This window comes from Vibrio glycogenivorans (genome assembly GCF_051660965.1).
Classification (GTDB): domain Bacteria; phylum Pseudomonadota; class Gammaproteobacteria; order Enterobacterales; family Vibrionaceae; genus Vibrio.
Window position 1 is genome coordinate 405,820 of record NZ_JBPVIS010000001.1, and the last position, 19,085, is coordinate 424,904.

The 19,085-nt window shown below is 47.6% G+C and carries 18 protein-coding genes; 8 read left to right on the plus strand and 10 right to left on the minus strand.

Annotated elements, in window-relative coordinates:
* Positions 1-7 precede the first annotated feature (7 nt).
* Entirely contained in the window at positions 8-442 is a 435-nt protein-coding gene (locus tag ACSTTG_RS01790) for an HIT family protein (protein WP_438473633.1), read from the plus strand.
* A 280-nt stretch (positions 443-722) separates the two neighbouring features.
* Here ACSTTG_RS01790 and feoB read toward each other — a convergent pair whose 3' ends face one another.
* Both feoB and ACSTTG_RS01800 read right to left on the minus strand, forming a co-directional pair.
* A complete protein-coding gene (gene feoB, locus ACSTTG_RS01795) occupies positions 723-3,221 on the minus strand; it encodes a ferrous iron transport protein B (protein ID WP_438473634.1) in 2,499 nt (832 codons plus the stop codon).
* A 22-nt stretch (positions 3,222-3,243) separates the two neighbouring features.
* Positions 3,244-3,477, minus strand: coding sequence for a FeoA family protein (locus ACSTTG_RS01800; RefSeq protein ID WP_438473635.1), 234 nt, complete (start codon positions 3,475-3,477; stop codon positions 3,244-3,246).
* A 220-nt stretch (positions 3,478-3,697) separates the two neighbouring features.
* On the opposite strand from ACSTTG_RS01800, the gene ACSTTG_RS01805 reads away from it, so the two are divergent.
* From ACSTTG_RS01805 to ACSTTG_RS01825, 5 genes are all read left to right on the plus strand, one after another.
* Positions 3,698-4,009: a hypothetical protein gene (locus ACSTTG_RS01805; protein ID WP_438473636.1), complete on the plus strand. Its 312-nt coding sequence runs from the start codon at positions 3,698-3,700 to the stop codon at positions 4,007-4,009.
* Positions 4,010-4,037: 28 nt separating this feature from the next.
* Positions 4,038-4,823, plus strand: coding sequence for a DUF4198 domain-containing protein (locus tag ACSTTG_RS01810; protein ID WP_438473637.1), 786 nt, complete (start codon positions 4,038-4,040; stop codon positions 4,821-4,823).
* A gap of 115 nt (positions 4,824-4,938) precedes the next feature.
* Positions 4,939-5,250, plus strand: coding sequence for a hypothetical protein (locus ACSTTG_RS01815; RefSeq protein WP_438473638.1), 312 nt, complete (start codon positions 4,939-4,941; stop codon positions 5,248-5,250).
* Between the two features lie 8 nt (positions 5,251-5,258).
* Positions 5,259-6,143 (plus strand): ATP-binding cassette domain-containing protein, encoded by an 885-nt coding sequence (locus ACSTTG_RS01820; protein ID WP_438473639.1) that lies wholly within the window; start codon positions 5,259-5,261, stop codon positions 6,141-6,143.
* The gene (locus ACSTTG_RS01825) at positions 6,143-7,759 is read left to right on the plus strand and encodes a DUF4857 domain-containing protein (RefSeq protein ID WP_438473640.1); all 1,617 of its coding nucleotides are present in this window, start codon (positions 6,143-6,145) and stop codon (positions 7,757-7,759) included. Before ACSTTG_RS01820 ends, ACSTTG_RS01825 begins: the two co-directional genes overlap by 1 nt.
* 446 nt (positions 7,760-8,205) lie before the next feature.
* On the opposite strand, the gene ACSTTG_RS01830 is transcribed toward ACSTTG_RS01825, so the two are convergent.
* Together ACSTTG_RS01830 and znuA are read right to left on the minus strand one after the other, a co-directional pair.
* Positions 8,206-10,035, minus strand: coding sequence for a helix-turn-helix transcriptional regulator (locus ACSTTG_RS01830; protein WP_438473905.1), 1,830 nt, complete (start codon positions 10,033-10,035; stop codon positions 8,206-8,208).
* 258 nt (positions 10,036-10,293) lie between these two features.
* Positions 10,294-11,169: a zinc ABC transporter substrate-binding protein ZnuA gene (znuA, locus tag ACSTTG_RS01835; protein ID WP_438473641.1), complete on the minus strand. Its 876-nt coding sequence runs from the start codon at positions 11,167-11,169 to the stop codon at positions 10,294-10,296.
* 86 nt (positions 11,170-11,255) lie between these two features.
* Between znuA and znuC the strand changes: the two genes are divergently transcribed.
* Positions 11,256-12,038 (plus strand): zinc ABC transporter ATP-binding protein ZnuC, encoded by a 783-nt coding sequence (gene znuC, locus ACSTTG_RS01840; RefSeq protein WP_438460670.1) that lies wholly within the window; start codon positions 11,256-11,258, stop codon positions 12,036-12,038.
* Positions 12,031-12,816, plus strand: coding sequence for a zinc ABC transporter permease subunit ZnuB (gene znuB, locus ACSTTG_RS01845; RefSeq protein ID WP_438473906.1), 786 nt, complete (start codon positions 12,031-12,033; stop codon positions 12,814-12,816). The genes znuC and znuB overlap by 8 nt, the downstream gene beginning before the upstream one ends.
* 80 nt (positions 12,817-12,896) lie before the next feature.
* Here znuB and purF read toward each other — a convergent pair whose 3' ends face one another.
* From purF to truA, 6 genes are all read right to left on the minus strand, one after another.
* Positions 12,897-14,414, minus strand: coding sequence for an amidophosphoribosyltransferase (gene purF / locus ACSTTG_RS01850; RefSeq protein ID WP_438460669.1), 1,518 nt, complete (start codon positions 14,412-14,414; stop codon positions 12,897-12,899).
* Positions 14,415-14,444: 30 nt separating this feature from the next.
* On the minus strand, positions 14,445-14,936 hold the full coding sequence (locus ACSTTG_RS01855; protein WP_438460668.1) for a CvpA family protein: 492 nt from the start codon (positions 14,934-14,936) through the stop codon (positions 14,445-14,447).
* A gap of 62 nt (positions 14,937-14,998) precedes the next feature.
* Entirely contained in the window at positions 14,999-15,577 is a 579-nt protein-coding gene (locus ACSTTG_RS01860) for an SPOR domain-containing protein (protein WP_438473642.1), read from the minus strand.
* A complete protein-coding gene (gene folC, locus ACSTTG_RS01865) occupies positions 15,578-16,846 on the minus strand; it encodes a bifunctional tetrahydrofolate synthase/dihydrofolate synthase (protein WP_438473643.1) in 1,269 nt (422 codons plus the stop codon).
* Between the two features lie 37 nt (positions 16,847-16,883).
* Positions 16,884-17,810, minus strand: a complete 927-nt coding sequence (gene accD / locus ACSTTG_RS01870; RefSeq protein WP_438460665.1) for an acetyl-CoA carboxylase, carboxyltransferase subunit beta — start codon at positions 17,808-17,810, stop codon at positions 16,884-16,886.
* Positions 17,811-18,108: 298 nt separating this feature from the next.
* Complete coding sequence (gene truA / locus ACSTTG_RS01875; protein ID WP_438460664.1) at positions 18,109-18,903, minus strand: tRNA pseudouridine(38-40) synthase TruA; 795 nt, start codon at positions 18,901-18,903, stop codon at positions 18,109-18,111.
* Positions 18,904-19,085 lie beyond the last annotated feature (182 nt).

A 19,085-nucleotide genomic window follows, 5' to 3' on the forward strand; every position in this document is an offset into this window, starting at 1 on the left:
GAACACAATGAACTTTGAACTGCACCCACAACTTGTTGCGGATACCAGCGTTATTGGCCACTTTCCCCTGTGTATTGCCCTACTCCACCGTGACAGTGCTGTTCCTTGGATTATCTTAGTGCCGAGACGCAATCACCTCAAAGAGCTTCACCATCTGCCAATGAAGGAGCAGCAGCAATTTCTACTCGAATCACAAGCGGTGAGCCAAGCGCTTGAGGCCACTTTTCGCCCAGATAAACTCAATTTAGGGGCTCTTGGGAATATGGTGCCTCAGTTGCATTTCCATCATATCGCTCGCTTCAAAGACGATGTTGCTTGGCCTGGCCCTATATGGGGCAACACTCCGGGCGAGTTTCGCTCACAGACAGAGCAACAAGCTATGCTTATCCGGCTGCAAAATGTTCTCTCACTGAGCTCATTGTTTAGAAAAGCGCAGGGATAGACACACGCAAGTATTATGCCTGAGAGCCCACGAATGATAGGCTCTCATTCTTATAAGCCTTGCGTAAAATAACTACCCCAAAGCAAAGCGCGATGGAGGCGAGTAAGCAACCCAGTAAGTTACTCTTTCCCTTTACTCGAGCAAGAGTCACACCCACTGCCACATTTATTATTGCTCCGCAACAGCTTGTAGAAGATATACCCGCCAGCGACTAGCGCGAAAAGTAACACCGCAGCAATATCCCAAAAGGAATCGGGTTGAGTATACATATTCCAATCTCCTATATATTTTTCACCGCTATTTCATCGGGCTGCTTCGAGCGGACAAAGCTGTCTTTTAGTCCTAGCACCAGCAACATTACTAATGCGCTAAAGTACACCACTGACATCAACTCAATCCCGCTTAGAGCAAAATACCCCCCCAACGAGTAGGTCATGGTCGCCACAGTAAAACCAATCAGAGTTGGAAGGAAAATCGACAGCAGCATCCATTTGTATTCCCCCGTTTGTACTCGAATCACCATGACGGTTGCTAAGCAGGGAGGATAGAGGATAAAGAATAAGATCAGTGCGACCGCAGCAATTTCGCCATGACCTGCCAGCTCTTGCGACTCGCCCATTCGCTGCTCGAGTTTCTGATTACTGTCTTCATCTTGCTGAAATAAAACGCCTAGTGTCGCTACACTACTCTCACGAGCAGCAAAAGAAGAGAACAAGGCGACATTAATCTTCCAATCAAAGCCGGCATACTGGGTAACTGGCTCTAATGAGCGGCCAAACATACCTAGCAGTGAATTTTCCAACCTTAATTCACGCATCTCTCGTCGGATACGTTTGCGATCAGAAGAGAGCTTTCTCAGCGCTCGGTTTACACTGCGGGCATCTTGATTCCCCTTCGGTGGTGCAGTGACCTCAAAAAACTGCGCGTTGCGCTGAGCAAACCGCTCATTAACCTTACTTGAGGCCTCTGCGCCCTTGGCATTGAGCTTTGCTTGTCTGAAATCATTATAGAAGTTGACCAACTCAGGGATAGACTGCTGGTCAAAACGCCCAACGTACTCTGTCTTCGCCAGTGCCTGTTCAAACTTAGCCACCGCTACCTTGGCGTCTGCAACAAAATGGCGCTCATCCTCTGCATCGATGCCTGGGAATTGGAGTAAGACAAAAATCACAGTTGAGACAGCAAGCACAATAGTGCCCACCTTACGCACATAAAGCCAAGTCCGCTCAAGCGATCGAATCGCCACACCACGCAAGGTAGGAAGGTTATAGCGCGGCAACTCCATCACAAATGGGGCAGTTTCAGTCTTTCGCAACACGGTTTTGGTCAGCAGCTTCGAGACTAATAGCGCGGCAATAATCGAGATAGTGGCAATATAAAAAGTCATCAATGACTTTGATTCAACGAAGAATATCCCGAGCAATAAGGTATACAAAGGCACTTTTGCCAAGCAGTTCATGTACGGCACCGTCAGGATAGTCGCTAATCGTGCCCGATTATCGGGTATCCCCTTGGTCGCCATGACGCCAGGTACCGCGCATCCCCCAGCAAAAACCCCAGCGAGGATCATCGGTAGGGTGCTCTGACCATGCAGGCCAAATCGATGCAGGATACGATCTGAGATAAATGCAATCCGCGCCATATACCCTGAGTCTTCGACTATGGCGATCAAGGCAAATAAGATTATGAATATTGGTATGTAGTTCAGCAGTGTATTGGCCGAGTCCACGATCCATAGCCCCATTGAGCGCACATAAGGGTCATGGAGAAAGCCAGCATCAGGGAGAATGCCTGCGATAAACTCTCTGAGTGACGCAAGAACAGGCCACCAATAATTCGTCAATTCATACCCATACACAATCGCGCATTGATAGATAACAAACACCGTTAAGATCAGAAAAAAGGGCGCGGCGTAACGATTTAAGATCACACCATCAAGCTTTTGAGTCCAACTAGAGTGACGCTGCTGGCTTGGTTGCTCGGTGACTACTTGTGCTAAAACCTCTCCAACCACTTTATGTCGTTGTGCGACAATATAGTCACTGACGCTCGATGACAGTGTCGACTTCAAACGATGCTGATGCTGTTTAACAAGTTCAGTTATTTGATCGAAAGAAGTATTATCAAGCTCCCGATTAAGTAACGAAATCGCCTCAGCATCATTCTCCAGCAGGCGTAATGCCAACCAGCGCAGCGGTGGCAATTTAACCTGCTTTTGCGGTGTAATCGCCGCTGTCAGCTGGGTAATTGTCGCTTCTAATTCTGGATATGGGACACAGAAATTTGACTGTCTTACCGAGTCTATAATCGCAGAAACGTCCTCAACGCCTTTACCCAGGCGCCCAACACACTGTGCAACGGGCACGCCGAGGGCATGCTCAAGCTTTTGCGCATCAATCTTGAAGCCCTCGCGCTCAGCAACATCCATCATATTCAGTGTTACAGCCACTGGTAGCTCAAGCTCGAGCAGTTGCAGAGTCAGGTGCAGTGAGCGACTAAGATTAGCGGCATCAATGACATTGAGCACCGTATCAGCCTGCTCCTCTAAGAGGGCACGACGAGCAACACGCTCCTCAAGAGAGAAGCTGGTCAGGCTGTAGGTTCCCGGTAGATCCACCAGTTGATAGCTAGATGAACCTATTGAAAAATAACCAACTTTCTTATCAACTGTCACTCCCGGATAATTAGCAACGTGCTGTCTTGCTCCGGTCAGAAAATTAAATATTGTTGATTTCCCAGCATTTTGTTGCCCCGCCAGAAGGACTTTCTTCCGTTGCATTATAATATTCTCCCCTTGAAAACTATTTGTATTCTTTTATTACAACAGTTTCTGCCTCTGTCTTTCTGACAACGATATGCGTATGCCCAACCCTAATTTCTATCGGATCACCCAAAGGTGCTGTTCTTATAAAACTAATTTCCGTATCTGGGATGAGACCGAGATCAAGTAGCCGCTGCCTGGTCGCACCAATAGATTGGTGTGCGATGATTTTTCCAGTGCCACCTATTGATAGTTGACTTAGTTTCTTTTCCATTACATAGCTTCCCTTCTTATCCCAACAATATTTTGCGATCAGTCCGGGGGTTAATTAAAGAAATAAATTACGAAATACATTGTTACATGATTTAGATCAAATGATACAAAAATGAGAGGCATTATCGTTTGTTTTTACAGTTACGAAAATTTGTACACAAATAAAGCCAGTAACAATCTAGATAAGTTACAACTCATTATCGAGAAAAGGGGACGATCAAATGAAGAGCATACAATGGAGTGGATTGATACTGGTATTGTTGCCAGGGTTGGTATTGGCCCATACCCCCTTGTGTTCATGTTATGACTTTGGTGATAACACTATATTATGTGAGGGTGGCTTTTCCGATGGCTCCTCTGCCGCTGGAGTAAAGATGTTGGTTGTGGATAGCGATGGGAATGAGCTTATCAGCGGTGAAATAAACCAAGACAGTGAGTTTGAATTCGAAAAGCCATCTGTCGATTACAAGGTAGTTTTTGATGCAGGTCCTGGCCATATCATTGAGATAGATGGCAAGGATATCGTTGAATAATTTGAGTTTATTAATAGGGATGTAAATAATGAATAAATTTGCTTTGATGGCAGGTGTCGCGGCGATCGGTTTTAGTGCGGCATCGCAAGCACACTTTCAATTGTTGTATACGCCAGAATCACAATTAGAAAAGCCAGCAACCATTGATATGAAGCTTGTTTTTGGCCACCCAATGGATAATGGTCATGTTATGGACATGGCACAACCAGAAGAATTTTTTGTTCTATTTAAAGAAGATAAAATCGACCTACTGAAAGATCTGAAAAAGATTACTTGGACAGGGCATGATAACAAGGCTGATGCCTACCAGGTAGAATATAAGATTCGTCGTAATGGTGATTATATTTTCGCGCTTGTTCCTGCTCCTTACTATGAAGAAGGCGAGGATATTTATATCCAGCAAATTACCAAACGCTACATCAATAAGGGCAGTTTACCAACTGGGTGGGAAGAGCCACTTGGTCTAAAAACGGAAATCGTCCCACTGGTCAAGCCTTACCAAGTGTTTACTGGCAGTACCTTCACCGGGCAAGTGCTGTCCAACGGTGAGCCTGCACCGGGTGTCGAGTGTGAAATCGAGTTTATTAATACCGATATCGACTCTCAAGCAAATGCCTTTGGCAAAGACACATACAGAGAGCCACCTGCATCAGCAATTGTCGCAATGACCGATGATAACGGTATGTTTACATTTGGTATTCCAACTGCCGGAAAGTGGGGCTTCGCTTGTCTGGGCTCAGGCCCTGACACTGAGTTCAAAGGTAAAGAGCTATCGCAAGACGCGGTCCTTTGGATTGAAGCTCAGGACCTTTAATTCGCTAGCCCACATAGCCAAAACAGTAAAGCTAGCCTCGTCGCTAGCTTTATCGTTTCATGGACTTATAAGCCAAGGTAGGCCCTACCCTTTGCGCAATGAATAGGGGATTTTTATGTGTAAACGTTTCTTTTTCGCCATTATTTTTTCGTTCGTTGCTTTCACACAAAGCTTCGCTCATACAGCCCTAATGTCCTGTTATGATGAAGGTAATGGCTACGTGATCTGTGAAGGTGGCTTTAGTGATGGTGCTAGTGCCGAAGGGGTTGAGTTTCGTATCGAGCAAAATGCGACCGTGGTTATGCAAACCAAGCTTGACGAGTTTGGAGAGGTTTATTTTGAGAAACCCAGAGGCCGGTACACGGTAGTCCTTAATGGTGGTGAAGGTCATGTTGTTCACATTGATGGCCGAGATATCACAGAGTAGGTGCACAGATGAGTCAGTCAGAGCCAGTTATTCAGATCTCTAATTTAGATCACAGCTATGGCAGTAAGTCTATCTATCAACAACTTAACCTCAGTATAGAACCGGGCACCAAATTTGGCCTATTGGGAAAAAATGGAGTAGGTAAGTCAACGCTGATTAATCTGTTGATGGGATATCTAAAACCTCAGCAGGGTCAATGCCTTATTTTTGGTGAGCCTGCCAACCAACTTTCACCCAAGACGCGAGCCCGAATCGCCTTACTCTATGAGGGCTTTATTAGTTATGATTCGATGACCATTGCTCAGGTAGAGGCCTTCTTCTCAGCCTTCTACCCTGGCTGGAAACGCCACTACTTTCAGGACCTGGTCGACCTGATGGATGTCAGCCTCAATCAACCATTAACTACATTATCATTTGGTCAAAAATCCCAGGTGATACTCGGGTTGTTACTCGCCCAAGATGCTGATCTACTGATCTTAGATGACTATTCCATGGGCCTTGATGCCGGTTACCGGCGTTTGTTTATCGACTACCTCAAAGACTACCTCGACGGTACGAGTAAAACGGTACTCATTACCACACATGTGATGAATGACCTTGAAACACTGGTCGATCAAATCGCTATTGTCGACAGAAGCACATCCGTTTACCACAGCAGTATGACTCGATTTAATCAGGAGTTTCGCTGTTATACCACGCAAGATCCACAGCTCTGTTTAGAACACCTTCCTATCAAGACTAACCTTATCCATCGTACTGAGTCAATGAGAAATCAGCCCTATCTTTATTCTTTTGCTGAGCAGCAAGAGCTTGAACAAGCCCTTGCTAGTCCATTAACAGAGATAAAGATGACCTTTGAAGAACGATTTTTAGGCTACGTAGGAAAGTACTAATGACCCTTAACCCTATCTACCACAAAGAGTGGCTCAAACTGGCACGCTACTCGCTTGGTTTAGCAACATTGGCGCTCACTATCGGCATCTATTTCTACTTAGATTTAGTCGGGCAGTTTGCCAATATCGAGCCAGAGTCAATGATGTGGTATCGATTTGCACATTTAGGCGATAAACCCTACTCATCACTACAGCTTGTCTTCATCGCTAACGCGGGTTTGATTGCTGCACTACAATATGTCCCAGAGGCACTGGGTAAACGTGTCCGAATCCTAACCCATTTACCCTTGCCTTTGACACAAGTTGTGGTTGCTCACCTTGTCAGTGGAATCGGCTTAATTCTGTCAATTAACGGCTTGTTGGGAATCATCATCTTATTGACTGTCCATGCTAACTACCCAATTGAGATTGTTGAAGTTACGCTCAAGGACCTCACCTTTGGTCAATTACCCGCCATCAGTCTTTATCTAGGGCTTGCCGCCTCTATCATTGAAAGCCGCTGGGTTTATCGTGCAGTCAAGCTCGCACTTGGACTATTAATCACTTTTTCCCTGTGTAAAGAACACTATACCAACGTCGACCTGCTATGGCTCGGCGTCATCGGGTGGATGTGGTTGCCACTGAAAGACAGCTTTTTAAGCGTTAAAACCCGTCGTATCCAAGGCCCTATCTATAAGGCAGCGATACCAGTCATCTTTTGCTGTTTGCTGTTTGTCTCAGCCGTCGATTTACACCAACAGTATGGCGCTAATAAAAGCAAATACTATGTATTTTACTCCAACCTGTTGCAGGACTTCGTCTACCAAAAAAATGGCGAGAATCACACATTTTTCTACGGGACACCAAGTGCAAAATTAAATAAAGCCGAATTTGAAACTGCATTACCCTTTGTTTATTGGAAAAACTTGGATATCCAAGGCAAGTTACCCATCGAAGTCGAGGGTAAGCACTATGACAAGCACCAGATCCGCACCTCACGCATGAGTTTGCAGTATGCGCCAGACCGGTTTAACAACATTGAAGCTCAACTCTATCCTCTGTTTAACCCAATTAGTCACCTAGGCTCAATTCGCTTTCCTGAAGTCGCTCTGACCACATCATCTGATCGCTTTATCGCGTACCAGGCTGAAACCGCCAAACCCGATCCAAGCTTGAGCATGCGTCTCAATAGTAAAGCGAGCGCAGTCGGCCTGCGCTTTCCTATCCGGTCTGTGTGGGGCAAGACGACCAATATGAAGCCTTTTGACTGGGGCTACTTTGTTAAAGACGATGCAGGGAAAATATATAACCTCGGTATGACGGATGATCAGATCTACGTCAAACCCGTTACTGTTCCTGCTGGTATCCAAGAAATAGAGTATATCCAGGTCTCGGAGAATCGACAGAAACTGTTTTACGGCTATGCCATTGATACACAAAGCCAGGTGTTTTTAATTCGTTACCCCGACTATCAGTTTGTTCAACTTGATCTCGATGGTTTCAATCATCACACCATGAGCTTTCAACTTCTCTCTGACCCGTTAAACTACCTTGTTCGTTACGATGATGGACATCTTTATCAAGCTGTACTATTCGACAAGGATTTGACTAAACTAGGCAGCGTTAATTTTGACTAGGACGCCAGTGAGTCGTTGGCAGGCCTTAAATGAACGCATAGTAACAATAGTTTCAGTGATTATTCATCGGTTATTAAACCTCATACTCACAACGATTAATCTCCAAGAACTGACTTCGGTAGACGCTAGAGCCCATGCGCCATAATGGCGCATGGAACTCGTGATTGAGTACTAAAATGGTTCAAAAATATAATTCAATTTCACCCTACTAACAGGCTGTCGCTTTCGTCACATTCCTTGTCGTTTGAGCAATAAACAAATTAATTCAGTGGCTTATATTCTATATTCCACCTAATCGTCTGAAGCGATTGTGGAAAGCTGAGCCAGAGGTGGTCGCCAATAAGCATCACCGAGGCAGTATGCGAAGGTGCCCTTGGTACCCGTGGCATTGTCCCCCGATCATGCCACGTTCCTTTTTCTATTCTTGAATACTCGCTAACCAGCTGTCACTGTGTCGATGGGTCGATATGAGACTGACGCGATACAAACTGTCGTGGGGTGACACCGTACTGCTGTTTAAACTTTTGACTAAAGTAAGAGGGATCATTGAATCCACATTGATAGGCAATATCGGATACCGATGAGCCCTCGAGCAAGAGTTGGCTCGCCCTGGCAAGACGTATCTTATTCACCGCCTCAGTCATGGTACTGCCCGTCATCTGCTTAAATTTACGCTGTAAGCTTCTTTCTGAAATGAACAGCCGTTTGGCTGCCTGCGCAGTACCAAAGTTCGCCTCACTGCACTGCACCTCAATTAACTTCAAAACCTTAGCTAGCCAACGTTGTTGGGGTATTGATAAACCTGTTGGCGTACTCTTTAGTACGTTTAACATATCAATATACTGAGCTGAACTTAGATCGTCACTCACAATGTTATTTTGCGGGCCTCCTATCCAGCTGTCGCCATCCTCCAAGGTACACCGCGCATGTCTATAGCAAATCGCCTCCCCCTTTTTATGACGGGATCTACGCATAGCAACGATAATCGCAGCGGCAATCAACCCACCCGCTACCATCATCACAAAATGCGGGTTGAGATACCATGGCCGCCCTACAAGCAACCATAATGACTGGCGAGCTTGCTCCTTGCCAAAAGCAGAAACAAGCTTGATCTCAATCTTGCCGGTATCTGTTGCGCTGGTATCCACGCTGATAGCCTGGTTCCAACGTAGTGGCAACCATGGCTTATCATTACCAATACGATAGTATTTGCTATCTTCAGAACGATAGGGAAATGCACCAATCAATATCTCTAATCTATCGCCCTTTTCAACTCTAATTGGCTTTGCCCACGCTTGGTTGGTTGCGACTGGCTGTGAATTAACCAGCACTTGTGAGTTGACTAACCGTACAGGAGTTAACTGCGATAGATAGTGAGGGGGGTCAAGCGGCCGAACGGTTTCTCTGTGATAATAGACACCTCGGTCAGTAGCAATCCAAACTTCTCCTCTCCCCAGGCTAACTATGTCGTGAACCTTAATCTGAGTGCTGGCCAATGGTGCCATATTTAGCTTTAAGTAGGCTGTGGCTTGACGCTCAGTATCGAAGCGAAAAATCCCATCGTCAGTCGCAAGCCAATATTGATTGTTAACCTCAGCAATCGCATTGACAGGTGGAGTGGGAAAGTACTGGGCCATGAATTCTGGGCCTTCTAAGCTAAACAGCCCTAACCCGCTACTTGTAGCGACGAAAAGCTCGTTTCGCTGTGATGAGTAATGAAGCCGCTTAATGTCACGTTGGCCTGAGTGGCGAATATGCCTCAACAGTGACCCTTGCGTGATATAAAGGCCACAGTTCGTCGCAATTACCCACTGGGAGTCTATTTGCAGTGCGTCGTGAATAAAGATGGGATCATGACCACGACTAGCAAGGATCTCTAGCAAGCTAAAGGTGGTCAGTCGCTTCTCAATCGGTTGGTAAATATAAAAATTATAGCGATCACTAAACCACAACCAATCTTGGCTCTGACCTATCGAATGAATTGGCTCGCTCACGGTCAGGACGGCTTGTGGCTCTCGGTGAGGAAGTAGGCGGATAATGTCGCGCCGATCAAAGCTCCAAAATACGCCCTCAAAGTAGGTTAAATGAGGCAAGGGCTGGCCAAACATCCCCTTATTACCAGGGATAAGATGCTGACCATCAAACAAACGCACTCGACCACTATACTCGTGAATCCAAATGCCGCCACCCTGACCGAGAAACAACTGCTGAGCATTGATTACCTGTCCAAAGGTTTGCTGCGGAAGAGCTGAGAATAGAGGCGCCTCCGAAGCCATCGCACTCACAGGGAGTATCACCTTGAGCCAGCCACAGATAAGCAAAACAAAAACAGAACTTCGCGAAGACCCGCGTCCAATAACTAAGCGCAAACTCATATAAATCGCTATATAAAATATAAAGTTAACTAAGCAACACAACAATAAGCAACAAGTTGCTTTCAAAGAGAACGTTATACCAAGAGCGCAGCGGACAAGACAGAAAGGAATGGTTTTGCAATGAGGTTTGCGAGTCACCGCAAACCTCTCGGGGAAATATTAAAGTAAACAGTCAGTAAAACTCGCAGCTATTTGACGAGTAAACTCTAGATAACTCCCTGACTTGACCTCAATAGTCGAACCCACAGGGTCAAGCACGCCAACCGGTACATCAGTGCCACGTGTCACCGACTTGATTACCGCTGGGGTAAATTGCGGCTCAGCAAACACACATTTTGCCTCTCCTTTAGCCAAGGTTGTGCGGATATGGATCAAGGTTTTTGCCCCCGGCTTTCTCTCTGGGCTAACCGTAAAGTAACCTAACTGATTTAGGCCAAACTCATCTTCAAAGTAACCATAAGCATCATGGAAAACGAAATAGCCATGCTCACGGACCGGAGATAAGGTTGTGGCTATCTCCTGCTTGACTGTTTGTAGCTGAGAGGAAAAGTTCTGATAGTTATCAAGATACTTTTGCTCGTTGTTAGGATCCAGCTTTGCAAGCTGTTTTGCTATTGCTTGGGCAATAATATCAGTCTGACTTATGCCCAGCCAAAAGTGTGGATCGACGGAGCCATGATCATGTCCATCATGAGCATGCATATCGGCAAATTCACGAAACTCTACCCCCTCTAGCTCACCGATAGTAATCACACGATCATCATCTGCGACCATTCGGCTCATGAAGGCTTCGAGTTCAGGGCCAAACCAGATGATGACATCTGCATCACGGATTTTTTTTGCATCCGATGGGCGCATAGCGTAATCGTGCGGCGATGCAGTGGAATTCATCACTACACCCGGCTCAGTCACACCTTGAGTAAGTTCCAGAGTAATCATCTGAATTGGCTTTATACTGGTGACAATGTCTATCGCCCTCGCTGGTGCGGATAAAGAGAAGGCAATCAATAACAGTAACGTTATATGTTTGATCATATTGGACCTTTGCAAGTTGAGGTTGGTACTTGGGGTACAAATGATGTTACATTATAACACTTACTAGGCGCAAATGAGTTTCATCTATGACCCCTATGCTCTCTCTTCGAGATATCAGCGTGAGCTTTGCTGAACGCACAATATTAGACCGTGTTTCTCTCTCACTTGAACGAGGAAAGATTACCACCTTAATCGGCCCAAACGGTGCGGGCAAATCGACGTTGGTCAAAGTACTATTAGGTATCACTAAACCAACCTCTGGCAGCATCACAAGCTCTCACTCCCTTCGTTATGGCTATGTGCCGCAAAAACTGGCTTTGAATGAGACCCTTCCACTGCGCGTTGAACGATTTTTAAAGCTGGCGAATCGCCCCAGTCAACAAGAGATCCAAGATGCCCTTAAGCTAGTTGGCGCAGCGCACCTGCAAAAACACTCGATGTCTACGCTCTCTGGCGGAGAGACGCAGAGGGTTATGCTCGCTCGTGCGCTGCTGCAGCGCCCTGACGTTCTAGTACTGGATGAACCCGCGCAAGGAGTGGATGTGCAAGGTCAGATAGACTTGTATGAACTTATTGACAGCGTGCGTCATCGTTTTAACTGTGCCATTTTAATGGTCTCCCATGACCTGCACTTGGTCATGGCAAAGACAGACCACGTGATCTGCTTACAGCACCATATCTGCTGCTCCGGTGCACCAGAGGTCATTTCTCGCCATCCTAAGTACTTAGCTCTATTTGGTCATACCTGCAATTCGGGTATAGCGCTTTACACCCATCACCATCAGCATCATCACGACCTCTCAGGTAATCCCGTCGCTGGCGATGCCAATGAGTGCCATAATCCACAGCACGGACATCACCATGATTGACTTTCTTCTTCCCTCACTATTGGCTGGCCTCGGTGTAGCCCTCATCGCCGGACCTTTGGGATCCTTTGTAGTTTGGCGCAGAATGGCTTACTTCGGCGATACGCTAGCACACGCATCACTGATGGGGCTCGCGCTCGGCTTGCTACTGGATATCAACCTATATTTAGCCCTCACTTTCTGCTGTCTGGTACTGGCAGCACTGTTAGTGGTACTGCAAAAGCAGCGGTTGATCGCAACCGACACTCTATTGGGTATCCTCGCTCACAGTGCACTCTCCTTCGGACTTGTTGCAGTCAGCTTTCTCGACAATGTTCGCATTGACTTAATGAGCTATCTTTTTGGCGACCTTTTGGCCATCAGCCCAAGTGACTTGTGGTTTATTTACGCAGGCGTGGTATTGGTGCTCGTCGTCCTTGCTTTGGTTTGGCACCCTTTACTCAATTCGACCGTCAATGAGGAATTAGCCGCTGTTGAGGGGGTCAACGTCGACCTAATGCGCCTTGTCCTGATGTTGCTGGTCGGCATGGTGATAGCCGTGGGAATGAAGTTTGTCGGCGCTCTGATCATTACCTCACTACTGATTATCCCGGCTGCAGCGGCAAGGCGCGTATCTCATTCACCGGAGCAAATGGCCTTAGTGGCGGCGGTCATTGGCGTTATTGCCGTCTTTACCGGGCTCTACATGTCGTGGAATTGGGATACCCCTGCTGGACCTTCCGTCGTTCTGGCAGCCACCGCGGTATTTGTTGTCTCACAACTGGTGCCAAAGCGGACCTGACCTGATACAAGGCTTCCCCAGATAAAAAAATGCCGAAGCAAAGCTTCGGCATTATAAGAGTTAACCTGTATCGAGGGCGATTATGCGCCTTCGTTATGTAGCTCTAGGTTTGCGAGATCTTGCTGGATCTCACGCTGTACCTTGGCATCGTCGTTACGTAGACCGTCAAGGAAATCAAGGTAAGCTTGATCAATATCACCCGTTACGTACTCACCGTTGAAGACAGACGTCTCGAACAATGCCACATCTGGGTTACCCGCGCCGACCGCTGCCACAAGATCTTCCAGGGTTTGGTAGATCAGCTCATCCGCACCGATTTTCTCACAGATCTGCTGGTTATCACGACCATGCGCAATTAGCTCAGTCGCGCTTGGCATATCGATGCCGTACACGTTAGGGAAACGAATTTCCGGCGCAGCAGAGACCATGTAAACCTTGTTTGCACCCGAGTCACGAGCCATCTCAATGATCTGCTCTGAGGTCGTGCCACGAACAATTGAGTCATCAACCAACAGCACATTCTTACCCTTGAACTCTGAGCGAATCGCGTTGAGCTTGCGACGAACTGATTTTTTACGCTGTTGCTGACCCGGCATGATAAAGGTACGGCCAACATAGCGGTTTTTAACGAAACCTTGGCGGTATGGCTTGTCAATCGCTTGAGCAATCTGCAAGGCAATATCACATGAGGTCTCAGGGATCGGGATCACCACATCAATATCAAGATCAGCGTAATCTCGCTCGATACGCTCACCCAGCTTCTTACCCATCTCAAGGCGCGCACTGTATACCGAGATCTTATCGATAAACGAGTCTGGGCGAGCGAAGTAAACAAATTCGAAGATACATGGGTTCAGTGATGGGTTGTCAGCACACTGCTGAGTGTGAAGTTGGCCATCAAAGGTAATGTATACCGCTTCACCTGGCGCCACATCACGCATAAAGTCAAAGCCTACCGCATCCAGTGCAACCGACTCAGACGCTACCATGTACTCAACACGGCCATCTTGCGTCTCACGCTTACCAAGGCAAAGTGGACGGATACCATTTGGATCGCGGAACGCCACAAGGCCATGACCAATGATCATTGCCACAACCGCATAAGCACCGCGAATTGTGCGATGAACGTTGGTGATCGCTCGGAACACGTCTTCCACGGTTACATTGCCTTTCACCATGTCAATTTCATGAGCGAGTACGTTAAGTAGAACCTCTGAATCTGATGTGGTGTTAACGTGACGACGGTCTTTTTCGAATAGCTTCTCACGAACTTTATGGGCATTGGTTAGGTTACCGTTATGCGCCAGTGAGATACCAAATGGAGAGTTGACGTAAAAAGGCTGAGCCTCAGATGCGCTTGAGCTGCCAGCCGTTGGATAACGCACGTGACCAATACCCACCGTTCCCTGCAAGCGCTGCATGTGTTTTGCTTCAAACACATCTTTTACCAATCCATTGGCTTTGCGTAGACGAAAACGATTGCTATCGATGGTACAAATTCCCGCCGCATCTTGACCACGGTGCTGCAAAACAGTCAAAGCGTCATAGATTGACTGATTTACCAGGGAATTCCCAACGATTCCTACGATACCACACATGTGTTTACCCTCGGTTTAACTGTGACGGCGCTACAATGCGCCGGATAAAAAGCTTGAAGTTTCAGTTAAGTGCTCGAAAAACGGCGCGATGATCAGTCTAAATTCACTGACCAGTTGCGAGTTTTTCCACCACTCTGACTCTGGAAACGAAGTGAACGCATCCAAAAAAAATAGCGCTGCCGATACAATCAGTACCCCACGTAACCCACCAAAGACAATGCCTAAAACGCGATCTGTTCCAGAGAGACCGGTTTTTTGCACTAGCTGTCCGATTACGTAGTTAACCACGGCGCCAACGACCAGGGTCGCGATAAACAGAGCGGCAATGGCGGCGCCGTTACGCACAAGGTCATCCTGGATATTGTCAAAGTAGACCGCGAGTTTGGCATAGTAATTACTGGCGATAAAAAAGGCGCCAAACCACACCACCAGAGACAGCGCCTCTTTGGTGAATCCTCTAACCAAACTGATCAATGCCGAAAGGCCGATCACACTCAAAATGACAATATCTAATGTATTCATGGCAGCTTCATTATTAAGTTGGCGCGCATTTTAACAGAAAAAACGCTGACGCAAACGTTTTCTTAAGGGTTTAGTGGTTTAAATTTAAGCAATTGACCTTTTAAGCTAGTAATTCCTTCCAGCTCGGTCAGTTGTTTCTCAAGGTTAGTTTTTGACACATCAGGGCCGATAATCACCCGAGTCAGACCATTTTCATCTTTGGTATGGGCTCGATAACCGCGATCTCGTAAGTCTTTTGCCATGTTAATCGCGTTGTCTTTATTGCGCAGCGCCACCAACTGGATAATCCAGCCAGAGTCCTGGTATTGGTTTCGCTCTGGCACTTCGCTCACGACCACCTCGACAATATCCTCCACAGGCTGCGTGGCTGTGTCATCGACCACAGGCTTGCTTGGCTCGACGGACGGCGCATCCGCAATCACCATCTCAACCGGTGAGTCCGGCAGCTTTATCTCATCCACTTCCGGCTCTAGCACCTCAAACACCTCAGGGTTTTCATCCACTAATGGTTTGATAGGTATACTGGCGACCTCATCGGTATAATGCTGCTTTTTGCCATCAAACACATCGGGTAGGACAATGATCCCCACCGCCACTAAGATAATTGTACCGACCAAGCGGCTTTGAAACTTACTGACCATTTAGTCTCCTTGTTGCTCAATAAATGCCAGCACCTCGCCAACGGTATGGAAAGAGCCCACCACCAAAATCAGCTCACCTGGCTGTGCCTTCGCTTGTGCAGCCTGGAATGCCGCCGCTGGACTGTCATAACTGGCGATGACTTGTGGTAAATGCTGGCACAGCTCGTTAGCGCTAGCCGCTCGAGGCCCCTCTAGGGAAGCGGGGTACCAATTGGCTGAGATCTCGCTCAATTGCGTCAGGGTGGCAGCAATGTCTTTATCGTGCAGCATCGCCACCACGGTATGAATAACCGTATTTGGGTATTGCTGTTTGATCTGCTCGACTAAGTACTGCGCCGAATGAGGGTTGTGTGCCACATCCAAGAGCACCTCTGGATTCGCAGCGATTTTTTGCATCCGCCCCGGAAGTTTAGCGGCTTCAAGGCCCTTAACGATGTTGACATCACTGATATCCAGTTCAGCACAACCCAGTGCCATCAGAGCAGTAGCCGCGTTCGCCAGTGGAAGTGCCGGAACCGGCAGATCGTCTAGGCCAAATGAGCCACTCTTCCAGCACCAGGTGTTCTCGCCAGGTTCTAGGGCGTAGTCGTATTGAATCCCGACTTGATGCAGCTTAGCACCGATATCATCAGCGTGACCGGCCACGGTTGCTGGAGCCTGCGGCTGGCCACACACTGCGGGTCTGCTGCTGCGAAAGATCCCTGCTTTTTCAAAGCCAATCACATTGATGTCATCACCGAGCCAATCGACATGGTCAATCGCGAGACTGGTGATCACTGACACATCATGCTCAACAACATTGGTCGCATCCAAGCGACCACCAAGCCCCACTTCTAACAGAACAACATCCACTCGCTGCTGCTTGAATTGGTAAAGGGCCGCTAGGGTGCCAAACTCGAATAGGCTTAAGCTGATATCACCACGCTGCTGTTCAATGTAGGCAAAAGCCTCAGTATGCGCCTCATCAGGCTGATCAACACCATTGATTCTTACTCGCTCGTTATAGCGAATAAGATGCGGGGAGCTATACACGCCGACAGAGTATCCGGCATCCAGCAGGATCGCTTCCATCAAGGCACAGGTTGAGCCCTTGCCATTGGTTCCGGCAACGGTTATCACAGTTGGGGCTGGTTTAGTTAGGCTCGCGCGCTGGCAAACCTGAGAGACACGCTCTAGACCAAGGTCGATCGCAGAGGTATGGATATGATTTAAATAATCAAGCCACACCGAAAGAGGCGATGTGGCTTGTGGTGCAATTTGTTGGGTCATCTAATCAACCAAAATAGCGGTTTGAATTAGCTCTACTTTACCCTTTTTCTTCTGCTTCTGGTACTTCATAAGGTGCTTCTACGGGAGTTTGGTCCACAGAAACCACCAAAGGCGAGTCAGTATTGGTCATCTTGGCAATCAAACCACCAACACGCTGACGCATTTCACGTCGATCAACGATCATATCAATCGCGCCGTGCTCGAGTAAGAACTCACTGCGCTGGAAACCTTCTGGCAGGTCTTCACGCACGGTTTGCTCAATCACGCGACGGCCAGCAAAACCAATTAGAGCATTCGGCTCGCCAATATTGATATCACCCAGCATCGCCAAGCTTGCCGACACGCCACCCATGGTCGGGTCGGTCATCACAGAAATAAACGGTAGCCCTTTCGCCGACAGTCGCTCCAATGCAGCGCTGGTTTTTGCCATCTGCATCAGCGACATCAGTGCCTCTTGCATACGTGCACCGCCACTGGCAGAGAAACAGACCAAACCACACTCGTTCTCCATCGCTGCTTCAACCGCTTTGACAAAGCGAGCGCCAACCACAGAGCCCATTGAGCCACCCATAAACGAGAACTCAAACGCACAGGCAACCACTGGCAAGCCAAGCAGCTCGCCCTTCATCACCACCAAAGCGTCTTTCTCACCACTGGCCTTTTGTGCCGCGGCAAGACGATCTTTGTAACGCTTAGAGTCCTTGAACTTCAACTTGTCGGTTGGTTCCAACTCTGTTGCCAGTTCTTGTCGATTCCCTTCATCCAAAAACGTTTCTAAGCGACGACGCGCAGGCATGCGCATATGGTGGTCACACTTAGGACATACTTCTAGGTTGCGCTCAAGCTCAGCGTGATAAAGCACCTGCTCACAGGATGTACACTTGGTCCAAACCCCTTCAGGGATAGACGCTTTGCGAGAGCTAACAATATTAGTCTTGTCTAAAATCTTTTCGAGCCAACTCATGGAGGACCTTTTTTCTCTTTTCTTTCGCAACCTTGCAAAAGATATCAATTCTTTAAATATGCTGGAGGATTAAAGCATATTAACGATAAACTGTGGATCAAAAACTGGTTGTACCTATTTCACGACCAGTTGAACGCTGGGTTTTTACTCACCCGACGAAGACACGTAAACGTCATGAAACACTTCCTGTTTTCACTACAACCCATGACTAAAGCGACAAGTGAATCAACCACTTGCCGTTAGCATAATATTACTTAAACACCAGCAAATGTCGCCTATGGTTCACTGTTTTGTCAGTCTAGTTCAAATTCTCGGGCAAAAACAGTGGCCCCATTGGCAAGCGGGGTAATTCGAAGTCTTGGGGGTAATCGACATCCACCAGATAAAGCCCTTCTGCTTTGGCGGTTGCGGAGGCTAGTTTTCGATCTTTGGCTGCCAATAGCCATTCAATCCACTCCGGCGGCTGCTCACCACGGCCAACGGTGATCAGTGAGCCAGTGATGTTGCGCACCATGTGATGGACAAACGCGTTGGCTTTAATGTCGATCACCACATACTGGCCATGACGAGTCACGTTGAGGTGCATCAAATTACGCCAAGGGCTATTGGATTGACAATGCACGGCGCGAAATGACGTGAAGTCATTCTCGCCTAGCAGGAACTGTCCGGCTTTTTGCATCAGAGCCACATCAAGCTCACCATGATAATGGCTCACGCCTTTTGCGAGTATGCCGCCACGAAATGGGGAATTAAAAATCACATAGCGGTAACGACGCGCAGTCGCACTGAAACGAGCATGGAACTCTTCTGGCACCTCTTTAGCCCAGCGCACAGCGATATCTTTCGGCATATTGGTGTTAACGCCCATCGTCCAGGCCGCCATGTTGCGCTTGGCCGTGGTATCAAAGTGCACCACCTGCCCCGTACCATGAACCCCAGCGTCCGTACGCCCAGCACATTGAACCTCAACCGGGTGATTGGCTACTTTGCTCAGGGCCTTCTCTAAGCACGCTTGAACACTGATCACCTCTCGCTGACGTTGCCAGCCAAAGTAGTTCGCACCATCGTATTCAATACCTAACGCTATTCTCATGTTTATCTCGCTTTGTGATCCGGATCGGGAATTATACCCAAGTCAATATAAGTTTCCAGAATCAAAAGCAGGTTCGAGAAGCAGGATCGAGGGGCGGGTTACACTTCGTTCCGAGTCGCGAGGAGCAAACCGCGCGCGATAAACTCCCCGCACCTCGTAGGGCGAAGCCCGTACCCGAACCC

Coding starts and splice junctions, on each gene's coding strand:
- ACSTTG_RS01790 (WP_438473633.1), top strand. CDS start 8: ATGAACTTTGAACTGCACCCACAACTTGTTGCGGATACCAGCGTTATT.
- feoB (WP_438473634.1), bottom strand. CDS start 3,221: ATGCAACGGAAGAAAGTCCTTCTGGCGGGGCAACAAAATGCTGGGAAA.
- ACSTTG_RS01800 (WP_438473635.1), bottom strand. CDS start 3,477: ATGGAAAAGAAACTAAGTCAACTATCAATAGGTGGCACTGGAAAAATC.
- ACSTTG_RS01805 (WP_438473636.1), top strand. CDS start 3,698: ATGAAGAGCATACAATGGAGTGGATTGATACTGGTATTGTTGCCAGGG.
- ACSTTG_RS01810 (WP_438473637.1), top strand. CDS start 4,038: ATGAATAAATTTGCTTTGATGGCAGGTGTCGCGGCGATCGGTTTTAGT.
- ACSTTG_RS01815 (WP_438473638.1), top strand. CDS start 4,939: ATGTGTAAACGTTTCTTTTTCGCCATTATTTTTTCGTTCGTTGCTTTC.
- ACSTTG_RS01820 (WP_438473639.1), top strand. CDS start 5,259: ATGAGTCAGTCAGAGCCAGTTATTCAGATCTCTAATTTAGATCACAGC.
- ACSTTG_RS01825 (WP_438473640.1), top strand. CDS start 6,143: ATGACCCTTAACCCTATCTACCACAAAGAGTGGCTCAAACTGGCACGC.
- ACSTTG_RS01830 (WP_438473905.1), bottom strand. CDS start 10,035: ATGGCTTCGGAGGCGCCTCTATTCTCAGCTCTTCCGCAGCAAACCTTT.
- znuA (WP_438473641.1), bottom strand. CDS start 11,169: ATGATCAAACATATAACGTTACTGTTATTGATTGCCTTCTCTTTATCC.
- znuC (WP_438460670.1), top strand. CDS start 11,256: ATGACCCCTATGCTCTCTCTTCGAGATATCAGCGTGAGCTTTGCTGAA.
- znuB (WP_438473906.1), top strand. CDS start 12,031: ATGATTGACTTTCTTCTTCCCTCACTATTGGCTGGCCTCGGTGTAGCC.
- purF (WP_438460669.1), bottom strand. CDS start 14,414: ATGTGTGGTATCGTAGGAATCGTTGGGAATTCCCTGGTAAATCAGTCA.
- ACSTTG_RS01855 (WP_438460668.1), bottom strand. CDS start 14,936: ATGAATACATTAGATATTGTCATTTTGAGTGTGATCGGCCTTTCGGCA.
- ACSTTG_RS01860 (WP_438473642.1), bottom strand. CDS start 15,577: ATGGTCAGTAAGTTTCAAAGCCGCTTGGTCGGTACAATTATCTTAGTG.
- folC (WP_438473643.1), bottom strand. CDS start 16,846: ATGACCCAACAAATTGCACCACAAGCCACATCGCCTCTTTCGGTGTGG.
- accD (WP_438460665.1), bottom strand. CDS start 17,810: ATGAGTTGGCTCGAAAAGATTTTAGACAAGACTAATATTGTTAGCTCT.
- truA (WP_438460664.1), bottom strand. CDS start 18,903: ATGAGAATAGCGTTAGGTATTGAATACGATGGTGCGAACTACTTTGGC.